This window comes from Planococcus sp. SSTMD024, from assembly GCF_041320495.1.
GTDB lineage: Bacteria > Bacillota > Bacilli > Bacillales_A > Planococcaceae > Planococcus.
Window position 1 is genome coordinate 1 of the sequence record NZ_JBGGNS010000005.1, and the last position, 13,957, is coordinate 13,957.

Annotated in this window: 14 protein-coding genes and 1 riboswitch; all 14 genes read left to right on the forward strand. The window is 50.3% G+C overall.

The window, feature by feature from the left end:
• Nucleotides 1-215: 215 nt before the first annotated feature.
• Nucleotides 216-737: a DUF2179 domain-containing protein gene (locus tag AB9R92_RS00690; protein ID WP_370667716.1), complete on the forward strand. Its 522-nt coding sequence runs from the start codon at nucleotides 216-218 to the stop codon at nucleotides 735-737.
• Nucleotides 734-922 (forward strand): NETI motif-containing protein, encoded by a 189-nt coding sequence (locus AB9R92_RS00695; RefSeq protein ID WP_370667641.1) that lies wholly within the window; start codon nucleotides 734-736, stop codon nucleotides 920-922. The genes AB9R92_RS00690 and AB9R92_RS00695 overlap by 4 nt, the downstream gene beginning before the upstream one ends.
• Before the next feature lie 85 nt (nucleotides 923-1,007).
• A riboswitch (purine riboswitch) is annotated at nucleotides 1,008-1,108 on the forward strand.
• A gap of 136 nt (nucleotides 1,109-1,244) precedes the next feature.
• Entirely contained in the window at nucleotides 1,245-1,733 is a 489-nt protein-coding gene (gene purE, locus AB9R92_RS00700) for a 5-(carboxyamino)imidazole ribonucleotide mutase (protein WP_370667642.1), read from the forward strand.
• Nucleotides 1,730-2,854: a 5-(carboxyamino)imidazole ribonucleotide synthase gene (gene purK, locus AB9R92_RS00705; protein ID WP_370667643.1), complete on the forward strand. Its 1,125-nt coding sequence runs from the start codon at nucleotides 1,730-1,732 to the stop codon at nucleotides 2,852-2,854. Before purE ends, purK begins: the two co-directional genes overlap by 4 nt.
• 16 nt (nucleotides 2,855-2,870) lie before the next feature.
• Entirely contained in the window at nucleotides 2,871-4,166 is a 1,296-nt protein-coding gene (gene purB, locus AB9R92_RS00710; RefSeq protein ID WP_370667644.1) for an adenylosuccinate lyase, read from the forward strand.
• A 16-nt stretch (nucleotides 4,167-4,182) separates the two neighbouring features.
• A complete protein-coding gene (gene purC, locus AB9R92_RS00715; RefSeq protein ID WP_370667645.1) occupies nucleotides 4,183-4,896 on the forward strand; it encodes a phosphoribosylaminoimidazolesuccinocarboxamide synthase in 714 nt (237 codons plus the stop codon).
• The gene (purS, locus tag AB9R92_RS00720) at nucleotides 4,896-5,150 is read left to right on the forward strand and encodes a phosphoribosylformylglycinamidine synthase subunit PurS (protein WP_058381411.1); all 255 of its coding nucleotides are present in this window, start codon (nucleotides 4,896-4,898) and stop codon (nucleotides 5,148-5,150) included. The genes purC and purS overlap by 1 nt, the downstream gene beginning before the upstream one ends.
• The gene (purQ, locus tag AB9R92_RS00725; protein ID WP_370667646.1) at nucleotides 5,147-5,830 is read left to right on the forward strand and encodes a phosphoribosylformylglycinamidine synthase subunit PurQ; all 684 of its coding nucleotides are present in this window, start codon (nucleotides 5,147-5,149) and stop codon (nucleotides 5,828-5,830) included. Before purS ends, purQ begins: the two co-directional genes overlap by 4 nt.
• Nucleotides 5,814-8,039 (forward strand): phosphoribosylformylglycinamidine synthase subunit PurL, encoded by a 2,226-nt coding sequence (gene purL, locus AB9R92_RS00730; RefSeq protein WP_370667647.1) that lies wholly within the window; start codon nucleotides 5,814-5,816, stop codon nucleotides 8,037-8,039. The genes purQ and purL overlap by 17 nt, the downstream gene beginning before the upstream one ends.
• A complete protein-coding gene (purF, locus tag AB9R92_RS00735) occupies nucleotides 8,015-9,436 on the forward strand; it encodes an amidophosphoribosyltransferase (RefSeq protein WP_370667648.1) in 1,422 nt (473 codons plus the stop codon). The genes purL and purF overlap by 25 nt, the downstream gene beginning before the upstream one ends.
• An 11-nt stretch (nucleotides 9,437-9,447) precedes the next feature.
• Nucleotides 9,448-10,509 (forward strand): phosphoribosylformylglycinamidine cyclo-ligase, encoded by a 1,062-nt coding sequence (purM, locus tag AB9R92_RS00740; protein WP_370667649.1) that lies wholly within the window; start codon nucleotides 9,448-9,450, stop codon nucleotides 10,507-10,509.
• The gene (purN, locus tag AB9R92_RS00745; protein WP_370667650.1) at nucleotides 10,499-11,083 is read left to right on the forward strand and encodes a phosphoribosylglycinamide formyltransferase; all 585 of its coding nucleotides are present in this window, start codon (nucleotides 10,499-10,501) and stop codon (nucleotides 11,081-11,083) included. The genes purM and purN overlap by 11 nt, the downstream gene beginning before the upstream one ends.
• A gap of 11 nt (nucleotides 11,084-11,094) precedes the next feature.
• Nucleotides 11,095-12,630, forward strand: a complete 1,536-nt coding sequence (gene purH, locus AB9R92_RS00750) for a bifunctional phosphoribosylaminoimidazolecarboxamide formyltransferase/IMP cyclohydrolase (protein WP_370667651.1) — start codon at nucleotides 11,095-11,097, stop codon at nucleotides 12,628-12,630.
• A gap of 16 nt (nucleotides 12,631-12,646) precedes the next feature.
• Nucleotides 12,647-13,897 carry a phosphoribosylamine--glycine ligase gene (gene purD / locus AB9R92_RS00755; protein WP_370667652.1) on the forward strand — a complete coding sequence of 417 codons (1,251 nt, stop codon included), beginning with the start codon at nucleotides 12,647-12,649 and terminating at the stop codon, nucleotides 13,895-13,897.
• Nucleotides 13,898-13,957 lie beyond the last annotated feature (60 nt).

Here is a 13,957-nt window from a genome sequence, read left to right on the forward strand (position 1 = left end):
TAGTTGGGGGTTTCCCCCTGTGAGAGTAGGACGTCGCTGGGCAAATTGAAAGGCCGTTACCGGTTCATTCCGGTAGCGGCTTTTTTTTCTTTGAAATCATTTTTATTTTTCTTGAAACAAGGCATATTCCCTCTTGCATTCGTACTTTGATTGACCTAATATGAAATTTAATTGCGAAGGAAAGGGTGCAGAAATTGGATATTAATCCGTGGTTAATGGTTCTCATAATATTTTCAATCAATATAGTCTATGTCACCTTCTTTACTGTGCGTATGATTATGACCCTCAAAGGATTCCGTTATTTAGCGGCGCTTGTCAGCATGATCGAAGTGGTTATATATATAGTAGGACTTGGCTTAGTGTTGGATAATCTGGATCAGATTCAGAACTTGATTGCTTACGCGATTGGCTATGGATCGGGGGTAGTAATTGGTTCCAAAATCGAGGAGAAAATGGCTCTTGGATATATAACGGTCAATGTTATTAGCAACGATGAAAGTGATTATCTTCCCCGCAAGTTGCGTGAACAAGGTTATGGTGTAACAGATTGGGATGCGAACGGAAGAGACGGCGGCCGGCAAGCTATGCAGATCTTGACCCCGCGGAAGATGGAATTGAAATTATATAAAACCATTCAAGATATAGATCCTAAAGCGTTTATTATCGCGTATGAACCGAAAACGATTCATGGCGGGTTCTGGGTAAAACAAGTGAAAAGAGGTAGATTATTTAAATGAGTAAAAAGACAATCTGGTTTGAAGTGCAGGAGCATGAAACAATGGAAGACTGCCTAAACCGGATGAAACAAGAAGGTTATATGGCTGTTGGGCGAAAAGAAGAGCCCTTATTCGAAGAAATTAATGGAGAACCGGTACCGGTGCGCCAGATTATCAAGTTTAAAGGGAATAAAATCGAAAATTAACAGATGATGGGTAAAAAACACGAACGATGAAAGGGAGCTTTTATTTATCGTTCGACTTTATCGTTGACGCACTAGCGCCATCTTGTTATGATTAATAAGGAAACCCCATATATGCAGAAGAATTGGCTTCTGCGTCTCTACCAGGACACCGTAAATGTCCGGACTATGCGGGAAAGCAACTTATGGTACTTAAAACGGAGGATGTGCTTTTTTATGCCATCACGTATGTTTTCGTTGAATCAAAGTCCTTAAGTAAACTGCTTTTCACGTCATGTGAGCAGTTTATTTGAGGGCTTTTTACTTTTGAAAGAGAGGTTATTGAATGAATCCGCGAATCGGCATTATTATGGGAAGCTCGAGCGATTGGGAAACGATGAAACATGCTTGCGACGTTCTGGACGAATTAAAGATTGGCTACGAAAAAAAAGTGATATCGGCCCACCGGACACCGGATTTAATGTTCAGTTATGCAGAAGAGGCACGCGGTAAAGGTTTGCTTGTGATCATTGCAGGAGCTGGAGGTGCCGCTCATCTACCTGGAATGGTGGCGGCAAAAACCACTTTACCGGTTATCGGTGTTCCAGTGCAGTCAAAAGCCTTGAACGGGATGGATTCATTATTGTCGATTGTCCAGATGCCCGGCGGGGTGCCTGTCGCAACTGTAGCAATCGGAAAAGCGGGCGCGATCAATGCCGGACTCTTAGCTGCCCAAATTCTTGGGACGGTTGACAAAGAAGCGGCGCAAGCCTTAGAAAATAGACGCACGCGGACTGCCGAAGCCGTTTTGGAAAGTTCAGGTGATTTGGTGTGACGAGAACAATTTTACCGGGACAGACGATCGGTATTATCGGCGGCGGGCAATTAGGCCGCATGATGGCGCTGGCAGCTAAGGAAGCAGGATTTAAAATTGCGGTTTTGGACCCAGGCATGGATTCACCAACCGGCCAAGTCGCAGATATCCAAATTGTGGCCCCCTTCAATGATTCGGAAGCGTTGGAAGAACTGGCAGAGGTCAGTGATGTCATTACCTATGAGTTTGAAAACATTGATGTGGATGGGCTTCGCCACCTCACTGAAATCGCTTATGTGCCTCAAGGGGCTGAGTTGATCGGCGTCACGCAAAACCGGATTTTCGAGAAAAAGGCCATTCGGGAAGCAGGTGTGCCAGTAGCGGATTATATAGAAGCTTCTACATTTGCTGAGTTGAAGGAGCGCATTGCCGTTCTGGAATATCCATTCGTCGTCAAAACCGCAAGAGGCGGGTATGACGGCAAAGGCCAACAGATTGTAGAAAATGCGGAGCAGTTAGTAGAGGCGGAAGCCCTGTTCCAAAACGGGGATTGTGTGGCAGAAGCGTTTATCGATTTTACGATGGAAATATCCGTTGTCATCCAGCGCAATACATTAGGCGAAACGGCTATATTGCCGGTTGGGGAGAATATCCATAAAAACCATATTCTTCATCAAACCATCGTTCCAGCGCGAGTTAGTGAAGAGACGCTAACAAAAGCGAAACAGGCAGCGGAAGCAATTGCGGAGCATCTGCAAATGATTGGAACGCTTGCGGTTGAAATGTTTGTGTTGCCAAATGGAGAGATCCTGGTCAACGAACTGGCACCGCGCCCTCATAATTCAGGTCATTATTCAATCGAAGCGACGAACATCTCCCAGTTCCACCAGCACGTCCGCGCCATTTGCGGATGGCCGTTAAGAAAACCGAAGCTTTGGAGTACGGCTGTCATGGTCAATGTGCTCGGAGAACATGTGGCGCCGCTCACGACGAAAATCGCACATTATCCGGACTGGTCGATTCATTTATACGGCAAGGACGAAGCAAAACATAAACGCAAAATGGGGCATGTGACCATTTTGACCGATGATATAAACCAAACATTAAACGAAATCGACGCATCCGGCATTTGGCCGGAATAATTGGAGGAAATAGATTATGATCGCACGTTATACACGCCCGGAAATGGGTGCCATTTGGACAGAAGAAAATAAATACCAGGCTTGGTTGGAAGTGGAGATCCTTGCATGTGAAGCTTGGGCAGAAATCGGCGATATTCCAAAAGAAGACGTGGCCACAATCCGCGAGAATGCAGGGTTTTCAGTCGATCGTATCCTAGAGATTGAAGAAGAGACCCGCCACGATGTGGTTGCGTTCACACGTGCTGTTTCCGAGACGCTTGGGGAAGAGCGCAAATGGGTTCATTACGGATTGACGTCGACGGATGTTGTCGATACGGCACTTTCTTATCTGTTGAAGCAGGCGAATGAAATCTTGCGCAAAGACTTAACGAACTTTATCGACATTTTGGCTGTCAAAGCGAAAGAACATAAAATGACGGTCATGATGGGCCGCACACACGGGGTTCATGCAGAGCCGACAACATTCGGTTTGAAATTGGCGCTTTGGCACGAAGAGATGAAGCGCAACCTGGAGCGTTTTGAAGCGGCAGCGAAGTCGATCGAAACGGGCAAAATGTCCGGCGCGGTCGGAACATATGCCAATATCGACCCGTTCGTTGAAGAGTATGTATGCAAAAACCTAGGCATCGCTGCATCGCGCATTTCCACACAGACATTGCAGCGCGACCGCCATGCACAGTATATGAGCACACTCGCGTTGATCGCTTCTTCAATTGAGAAATTCGCGACGGAAATCCGCGGTTTGCAGAAATCCGAAACGCGTGAAGTCGAAGAGTTTTTCGCGAAAGGGCAAAAAGGATCATCAGCGATGCCGCATAAACGCAACCCGATCGGTTCTGAAAACATGACAGGCCTTGCACGCCTTATCCGAGGCTATATGGTGACGGCTTATGAGAACGTCTCGCTATGGCACGAACGCGATATCTCGCATTCATCTGCTGAACGCGTCATCTTGCCGGATGCGACGATTGCTTTAAACTATATGCTCAACCGTTTCGGCAATATCGTTAAAAACTTGACGGTGTTCCCGGAGAACATGAAGCGCAATATGGATTCGACTCTTGGATTGATTTATTCCCAGCGCGTATTGCTTACGCTGATTGATAAAGGAATGGCGCGTGAAGCAGCCTACGATACAGTTCAGCCGTGTGCAATGGAAGCTTGGGAAACGCAGACTTCTTTCCGCAAGGTCGTGGAAGCGAATGACACGATCACCTCGCAGCTGACAAAAGAAGAGCTGGATGATTGCTTTGATTACAACCACCATTTGCAGCAAGTCGATATGATCTTCAACCGTCTCGAATTAAATTAAACGGAGGCTTCAAATCATGGAAAAAGCTCAGCTATTGTACGAAGGAAAAGCGAAGCGTCTGTATCAAACGGATGAGCAAGGCATTCTTTGGGTGGAATATAAAGATTCCGCCACGGCGTTCAACGGAGAGAAGAAAGAAGAGATTTCAGGCAAAGGGCGCTTGAATAATCAAATCACCTCTTTGCTGTTTGAGAAATTGAAAGCAAACGGCATCGCTTCACATTTTGTGAAGCAGTTATCCGATAGCGAGCAATTGGTGCGCGAAGTGAGCATCGTACCTATCGAAGTCGTCGTGCGTAATATCGTCGCCGGCAGCATGGCGAAACGCCTTGGCATCGAGGAAGGCAAAGAGATCGAAAAGCCGGTCGTCGAGTTTTACCTGAAAGACGATGAACTGGGCGATCCACTTATTACGGATGATCATGTCGCCATGCTTGAGCTTGCAACGGAACAGGAAGTCGCTGTACTGAAAGACAAAGCGCGGAAGATCAATGATGTATTGATCGGCTTTTTCCAAGATATTGGCGTTGATTTGGTCGATTTCAAAATTGAATTCGGCCGTGATGAAAACGGAGAAATTCTATTGGCTGACGAAATTTCACCGGACACATGCAGGTTGTGGGATAAGGAAACAAAACAAAAACTCGATAAAGACGTATTTCGCCGCAATCTTGGCAATTTGACCGATGCTTATGAACTCATTTTATCTCGACTGGGAGGACAAAACTGATGAAAAAAGTAAAAGTGTATGTGACATTGCGTGAAAGTGTACTCGATCCACAAGGTTCCGCTGTGATGGGATCGCTCCATAAGATGGGCTATGACGAGGTTCAAGATGTCCGAATCGGCAAATATTTGGAACTTGTTATTGGAGACAGCGAGCGCGATGTCGATGCTTTGGTCGATGAACTCTGTAACCGGATGCTTGCGAATACGGTGATTGAAGATTACAGGTACGAAATCGAGGAGGTTGTCTCGCAATGAAATTTGCAGTGATTGTTTTCCCAGGGTCGAATTGTGACTTGGACATGTACCACGCCATCAAGGATGAGCTCGGCGAAGAAGCGGAATACGTTTGGCATGATACGCAAGACTTAAGCGGCTATGACGGAATCTTGCTTCCGGGCGGTTTCTCATACGGGGATTATTTGCGCGCAGGAGCGATTGCCCGTTTTTCAGGCGTCATGGACGAAGTGCGCAAAGCAGCGGAAGACGGCAAGCCGGTTCTCGGCATTTGCAACGGATTCCAGATCCTCACAGAAGCGGGTTTGCTTCCAGGCATGCTGATGCGCAATAAAGATTTGAAATTCACTTGCCGCACGGTCAGCTTAAAAGTGGAGAACGCCCATACTTTATTCACGAATGAATACAAAGAAGGCGAAGAAATCCGCATTCCGGTCGCGCACGGGGAAGGCAATTATTACTGCGACGATGCGACGTACCAGCATTTAAAAGACAATAACCAAATCGTTTTCACATACGCCGAAGATTTCAACGGCAGCCGCAATAATATTGCCGGCATCATCAACGATCGCGGCAATGTGCTTGGCATGATGCCGCATCCGGAACGTGCGGTTTCCGACTTGATTGGCGGAACGGACGGCTTGCCATTATTCAGATCAATCGTCAAACAGTGGAGGGAATCACATGTCAGTCACGCTTGAGCCGAACACACAACAGATTAAAGAGCAGAAAATCTACCAGCAGATGGGCTTGTCGGACGCTGAGTTCAAAATGGTCGAAGATATCCTGGGCAGAACGCCGAATTACACGGAAACAGGCTTGTTTTCTGTCATGTGGTCTGAGCATTGTTCTTATAAAAACTCCAAGCCGGTATTGTCGAAATTCCCGACTAAAGGCGACCATGTCTTGCAGGGGCCAGGAGAAGGCGCCGGCATCGTCGATATTGGCGACGGCCAGGCAGCAGTCTTCAAAATGGAATCCCATAACCACCCGTCGGCCATTGAGCCTTACCAAGGAGCAGCGACAGGCGTCGGCGGCATCATCCGCGACGTGTTCTCGATGGGCGCACGTCCAGTTGCATTATTGAACTCACTGCGCTTCGGTGAACTTGAAACACCGCGTGTGAAATATCTGTTTGAAGAGGTGGTTGCAGGCATCGCTGGTTACGGCAATTGCATCGGCATCCCGACCGTGGGCGGCGAAGTGCAATTCGATGCGTCATATGATGGAAACCCGCTCGTTAATGCGATGTGCGTTGGTTTGATTGACCATAAAGATATTCAAAAAGGCGTCGCTAAAGGAACCGGCAATCCGGTCATGTACGTCGGCGCAAAAACTGGGCGCGACGGTATCCACGGTGCGACCTTCGCTTCAGAAGAATTGACGGACGCATCCGATGAGAAACGCCCGGCTGTTCAAGTGGGTGACCCATTCATGGAGAAATTGCTCCTTGAAGCTTGCCTTGAATTGGTCAAATCCGATGCGCTGATTGGCATACAGGATATGGGTGCTGCAGGACTTACTTCATCTTCAGCGGAAATGGCGTCAAAAGCCGGATCCGGCATCGAGATGGATTTGGATCATGTGCCGCAGCGCGAAACGGGCATGACGGCTTACGAAATGATGCTGTCGGAATCACAGGAACGCATGCTCATCGTCGTCAAACAAGGGCGCGAACCGGAAATCGTCGAGTTGTTCGAAAAATACGGTCTTGACGCCGTTACGGTCGGACGGGTAACGGACGATTCCACATTGCGCTTGAAGCATAAAGGCGAAATCGTTGCGGAAGTGCCGGTTGACGCACTGGCAGAAGATGCGCCGGTCTATCACCAAAAATCAAGCGTGCCGGAATATTACCGTGAATTCCAAAGCTTGCCGAACGAAGAGCCGAAAGTGGAAGACCATCAGGCGACGCTTTTGGCGCTGTTGCAGCAGCCGACTATTGCTTCAAAAGAGTGGGTTTACAATCAATACGATCACCAAGTGCGTACTAGCACAGTCGTATCCCCAGGCTCTGACGCTGCGGTCATCCGTGTGCGCGGAACGAATAAAGGCCTTGCGATGACGACGGATTGCAACTCCCGCTATATCTATTTGGATCCTGAAACGGGCGGCAAAATCGCTGTCGCAGAAGCGGCGCGCAATGTCGTCGTATCAGGCGGGCGCCCGCTTGCGATCACCGATTGCTTGAACTTCGGAAACCCGGAAAAGCCGGAGATTTTTTGGCAATTGGAAAAAGCGGCGGACGGCATGTCTGCCGCTTGCCTTCAATTAAATGCGCCGGTCATCGGCGGAAACGTCTCTTTATACAATGAAACGAGCGGCACCGCGATTTACCCGACGCCGACGATTGGGCTTGTCGGGCTGGTCGAAGATTTGAAACATGTAACGACGCAGGACGCGAAAAAGCAAGGCGATTTCGTGTATCTCGTCGGCGGCACAATGACGGAGTTCGGCGGCAGTGAATTGCAGAAAATGGTGGAAGGCCGCATTTTCGGAAAAGCGCCGTCGATCGATTTGGAAGTCGAAGCACAGCGCCAATCGCAGATTCTTTCTGCGATCCAGCAAGGCTTGGTCCAGTCGGCTCACGATACGGCAGAAGGCGGCGTCGCAGTCGCATTGGCTGAGAAAACATTCGGCAATGGGCTTGGCGTCGAAGTGACATTGACAGGCTCAAAAACGACAGCGCTCTTCAGCGAAACACAGTCACGCTTTTTGCTGACGGTATCAGCTGAACAGGCGGAAGCATTCGAGAATATGGTTACAGATGCACGGAAAATCGGTGAAGTCACGGGTGATCGCATGATCGTCAAAGGGGAAGACGGAGCCGTATGGATCGATGAATCGGTCGACACGCTCCGCTCCGCCTGGAAAGGGGCTATACCATGCTTGCTGAAATCAGAGGCTTAAACGAAGAATGTGGGATTTTTGGCATTTGGGGCCACACCAACGCAGCGCAACTCACGTATTATGGGCTTCATGCTTTGCAGCACCGCGGCCAAGAAGGCGCAGGAATCGTTTCGACTGATGGCGAGGCTTTACGGGCATTAAAAGGCGAAGGCATGGTCAGTGAAGTGTTCACTCCGGAAAAATTGGAGCAGATCACCGGTACTGCCGCAATCGGACATGTCCGCTATGCAACAGCAGGAGGCAGCGGCATTGAAAATGTCCAGCCTTTGCTGTTCAATTCGACAACTGGCAGCTTGGCGATTTCGCATAACGGAAATCTCGTGAATGCGACGCAATTAAAGGGGCATCTGGAGCGTCAAGGAAGTATTTTCCAAACGACATCCGATACCGAAGTGCTCGCCCATTTGATCAAGCGCAGCGGTTATGAAAGCTTTGAAGAAAAAGCGAAAAATGCCTTGTCGCTATTAAAAGGCGCGTTTGCATGCTTGATTTTGACGGAAGAAGCCATGTTTGTGGCGCTCGACCCGAACGGCTTGCGTCCATTGTCCGTCGGGAAAATGGGCGATGCTTGGGTTGTCGCTTCTGAAACCTGTGCATTTGATATCGTCGGGGCGGAATTTGTCCATTCGGTTGAACCGGGTGAATTTTTGATTGTCAATGATGACGGCATGCGCAAAGAACGCTTTGCCTATCCGGAAGAACGCTCGATCTGTACGATGGAGTATGTGTATTTCTCGCGCCCGGATTCGGATATCGATGGCATCAATATCCATTCGGCGAGAAAAAGGCTCGGCAAGCAATTGGCGAAAGAAGTCCATATCGAAGCGGACGTCGTCACGGGCGTGCCAGATTCCAGTATTTCCGCAGCGATCGGTTTTTCTGAGCAAAGCGGCATTCCATATGAGCTAGGGCTGATCAAGAACCGTTACGTCGGCCGGACATTCATCCAGCCTTCACAGGAAATGCGCGAACGCGGCGTCAAGATGAAGCTGTCTCCAGTGCGCCAAGTCGTCAACGGCAAACGTGTCGTCATGGTCGATGACTCGATCGTCCGCGGCACGACATCCCGCCGCATCGTCGCTTTATTGAAAGAAGCGGGTGCGACGGAAGTTCACGTCGTCATCAGCTCGCCGCCGATCAAGAACCCTTGTTTTTACGGTATCGATATCAGCACATCCGGCGAATTGATCGCCGCAAACAATACAGTAGAAGAAATGCGTGAAATTATCGGTGCGGATTCACTGACGTTTTTGTCGGTCGATGGCATGGTCCAAAACATCGGGCGCACCGACCCAGGCTCGAAATGCGGCCATTGCTTGGCGTGTTTCACAGGCGAATATCCGACCAATATCTATCCGGATACGGTCTTGCCGCATGAAAAAGAAAAAGTGAAATAGGGGGAACCGAAGTGTCTAAAGCGTATGAAAAAGCAGGCGTCAATATCGAAGCGGGCTATGAAGCCGTCAAGCGGATGAAATCGCATGTCGAGCGCACCGCCCGTACGGGAATGCTCGGTGCATTCGGCGGGTTCGGCGGCATGTTCGATTTGTCCGAGCTGAATTTGAAACAACCGGTTCTCGTCTCCGGAACAGACGGTGTCGGCACCAAGCTGAAACTGGCCTTCATGGCGGATAAGCACGATACAATCGGTGTCGACTGCGTCGCGATGTGTGTCAACGACATCGTTGCACAAGGTGCAGAACCCTTGTTTTTCCTCGATTATATCGCTTGCGGCAAAGCGGTTCCCGAAAAGATCGAACAAATCGTCAAAGGCGTCGCCGATGGCTGCGTGGATGCAGGCGCGGCGTTGATCGGCGGAGAAACGGCTGAAATGCCGGGGCTTTACGATGAGAATGAATACGACATCGCCGGCTTTGCGGTCGGTGCTGCGGAAAAAGCGGATATCGTTACAGGCGAGCGCATCCAGGCAGGAGATGTCTTGGTCGGGCTTGCCTCTAGCGGCATCCACTCAAACGGCTATTCGCTCGTCCGCCATATTTTATTCGGCGACCAGGAAGGTTCGTTGGACGGGAAAGTAGCGGGCTTTGAAGAGCTCGGCACACTCGAATCCTTGCTGCTCGAGCCGACGAAAATTTATGCTAAGACTGTCCAATCGATCCGCAAACAGGCGGACGTCCACGGCATGGCGCATATCACGGGCGGCGGGTTTATCGAAAACTTGCCACGCATGATGCCACAGGGGCTAGGCGTTGAGATCGAGCTTGGCTCTTGGCCGGTGCTTCCAGTATTCGACCTGTTGAAAGCAAAAGGCGAACTGGCAGACCGTGATCTGTATTCCGTGTTCAATATGGGCATCGGATTTGCCGTAGCTGTTTCTGAAGCGGATGCACAACAAGCGATCCAGGCAGCCGAAGCGAGTGGAGACAAAGCCTATGTGATCGGTAAAGTGACAGAGATCGAGGGCGTTCAGTTCCAAGGCAGTCAGGACGGGACTTTACATGAAAAATAGAACAAAAATGGCCGTTTTCGCTTCTGGAAACGGCTCTAATTTTCAAGCGCTTTTCGAAGCCACACAAGATGGGCGGCTGGATGCGGATATCGTTCTGGTCGTGGCGGATAAGCCGTCCGCGTTTGTTTTGGAACGGGCGAAACAGGCAGAAGTGCCCGCATTTTCGTTTATACCGCGTGATTATGCGTCCAAACAGGCATATGAATCGATGCTGGTGGAAAAATTAGATAAAGCGGGTGTCGAATGGCTGGTGCTTGCCGGATTTATGCGCTTGATCGGCCCGGTTTTGCTCGGGGCTTATGAAAATCGCATCGTCAATATCCATCCATCGGTACTGCCGGCGTTTCCCGGAAAAGATGCCATCGGCCAGACGCTAGAAGCCGGAGCGGAAGTGGCTGGAGTCACCGTTCATTTTGTCGACGAAGGCATGGATACGGGGGCAATCATCGCACAGCGTTCATTTCCTGTAGACGGCGCAGACCGCGAGACAGTAGAACGCAAAATCCATGAAATCGAGCACCAATTATACCCTGAGAGTTTGCAGCAATTATTCAGCCGGCAACAGTCGGTTTAGGAGGTCCATGCATGAGAAGAAGAGCATTGATGAGCGTATCGGACAAATCCGGCATTTTGGAGTTTGCCCGTGAATTAGTGAAGATGGACGTAGAAATCTTGTCGACAGGCGGCACGCGCAAGCACCTGGAAGATAATGGCGTTCCGACGACGGCAGTGGACGAAGTGACCGGATTCCCTGAAATTTTAGGGGGGCGCGTGAAAACTTTGCACCCGCTGATCCACGGCGGTTTGCTGGCGAAACACGACGATAGCGAACACCAGCAGCAAATGAACGATAACGGCATCGCGCCGATCGAGTTTGTCTGCGTCAATTTGTACCCGTTCCGCGAAACGATTTCGAAACCGGATGTGACAGTGGAGGATGCTATCGAAAACATCGATATCGGCGGCCCGACGATGCTGCGTTCGGCGGCGAAAAACCATGCGTACGTGACGGTGATCGTCGATTCTAGTGATTACGAAGCGGTGCTTGCGGAACTGCGCGTGCAGCAAACAACGAGCCCCGAGCTGCGCCGGAAACTGGCAGCGAAAGTATTCCGCCATACCGCGGCGTACGATGCTTATATTTCCAACTACTTAACGGAATTGACGGATGAACAGTATCCGGAACAATTGACCCTTACATATGAATTGTCCCAAGCGCTGCGCTACGGGGAAAACCCGCACCAAAAAGCAGCGTTCTACAAGAGCGCGCTCGGTTCGGATTTCTCGATTGCACATGCCACGCAATTGCACGGTAAAGAGCTTTCTTATAATAATATTCAAGACGCTAACGCCGCACTGCAGATCATTAAGGAATTCACGATGCCGGCAAGTGTCGCAGTGAAGCATATGAACCCGTGCGGCGTCGGGACAGGAGAAACGCTTGCCCAATCTTTCCAAAAAGCGTATGAGGCAGACTCGACATCGATTTTCGGGGGCATCGTCGCCTTGAACCGTGAAGTCGATTTGGAAACTGCTGAGCAATTGTCGCAGATTTTCCTTGAGATCGTCATCGCGCCGGCATTTACAGAAGAAGCACTTGAAGAACTCGGCAAAAAGAAAAACATCCGCTTGTTGACGGTGCCGTTTGAAACGAAACGCCGCGACAAGTGGAATACGGTCACAGTCGAAGGCGGCTTGCTCGTCCAGGAGCCGGATACATTCGGCTATGAAGATGCAGACATTCGCGTCGTAACGGAAAGACAGCCAACAGAACAAGAACTTGAAGCTTTGAAACTTGGCTGGAGCGTCGTGAAACACGTGAAATCGAACGCCATCGTCGTATGCGACGAGTCGATGACTTTAGGCGTAGGCGCGGGACAGATGAACCGCGTGGGGGCAGCTGCCATTGCACTCGAGCAGGCAGCGGACAAAGCGCAAGGCGCAGCGATGGCATCTGATGCTTTCTTCCCGATGTCCGATACGGTGGAAGCGGCCGCGAAAGCCGGCATCAAAGCGATCATCCAGCCGGGTGGTTCGAAAAAAGACCAGGAGTCGATCGATGCAGCGAACGCGCACGGCATCGCGATGGTCTTTACAGGCGTCCGCCATTTCAAACATTAATCGGAGGTGCACGGCTATGAACGTATTGGTTATCGGTAAAGGGGGGCGCGAACACGCGCTTGCCCATCAATTCGCCCTCTCGCCATCGGTCTCGAGAGTTTATGTGGCGCCTGGCAATGACGGCATGACGCAAGACGCACAACTTATTGACCTCAACGAAACGGATTTTGAAGCTTTGGCAGCTTTTGCTAAGGATAACGACATCGCCTTTACATTCGTCGGTCCGGAACAGCCGTTGTCTGAAGGCATCGTCGATTTCTTTGAAGCACGCGGCTTGAAGATTTTCGGCCCAGATAAAGCAGCGGCGCGCATCGAAGGCAGCAAGGCGTTCGCCAAGGAATTGATGAAGAAATATGATATCCCGACCGCAGCTTATGAAAGTTTTTCGGATACTGAGAAAGCTATCAAATACATCAAGCAAAAAGGTGCGCCGATCGTCATTAAGGCAGACGGTCTTGCAGCCGGAAAAGGCGTCGTCGTCGCATTAAGCGAGCAGGAAGCGATCGATGCGGTAAAGGACATGCTCGACGGCCAGAAATTCGGCGACTCGGGATCGACTGTCGTCATCGAGGAATTTTTGGACGGTGAGGAATTTTCCTTTATGTCGTTCGTCCAGGATGGCAAGATCTATCCGATGGTCATCTCACAAGACCATAAGCGCGCGTTTGATGGCGATAAGGGGCCGAATACGGGCGGCATGGGTGCATACTCGCCGGTACCGCAAATTCCGCAGTCCGTCGTGGATGAGACTTTCGAAAAAATTGTCCGCCCGACGGTAGAAGCAATGAGCAGCGAAGGGACCCCGTTCAATGGGATTTTATACGCCGGCATCATCTTGACGGCTGGTGGCCCGAAAGTGATCGAATTCAATGCGCGTTTCGGCGACCCGGAAACGCAAGTGGTCTTGCCGCGCCTGAAAACCGACCTCGGGGCATTTATCGCGGCCATTTTGGACGGCGGGGAAATGGAGCTTGAATGGGACGCTCGCCCCGTGCTTGGTGTGGTCATTGCAGCGGACGGCTATCCGGGAACTGTGGGAAAAGGTGCGGTCTTGCCGGAGCTTGTTGAGTTGCAGGGAGTGACGGTGACCCATGCCGGGACGAAGCTCTCAGAAGGCCGCTTTACAGCAAATGGCGGCCGTGTGCTGCTTGTCGCAGGCAGCGGGGAGACATTAAAAGACGCTCAGACGACTGTCTATCAAGCGCTCGGGAAATTGGACTGGGACGGTTTCTTTTACCGCACAGATATCGGCTGGCGTGCAATATAAGTGAATAATTGTTATAATAGAATGGCACAATTTCATCATGAAACTGTGCCATTTGTTTAT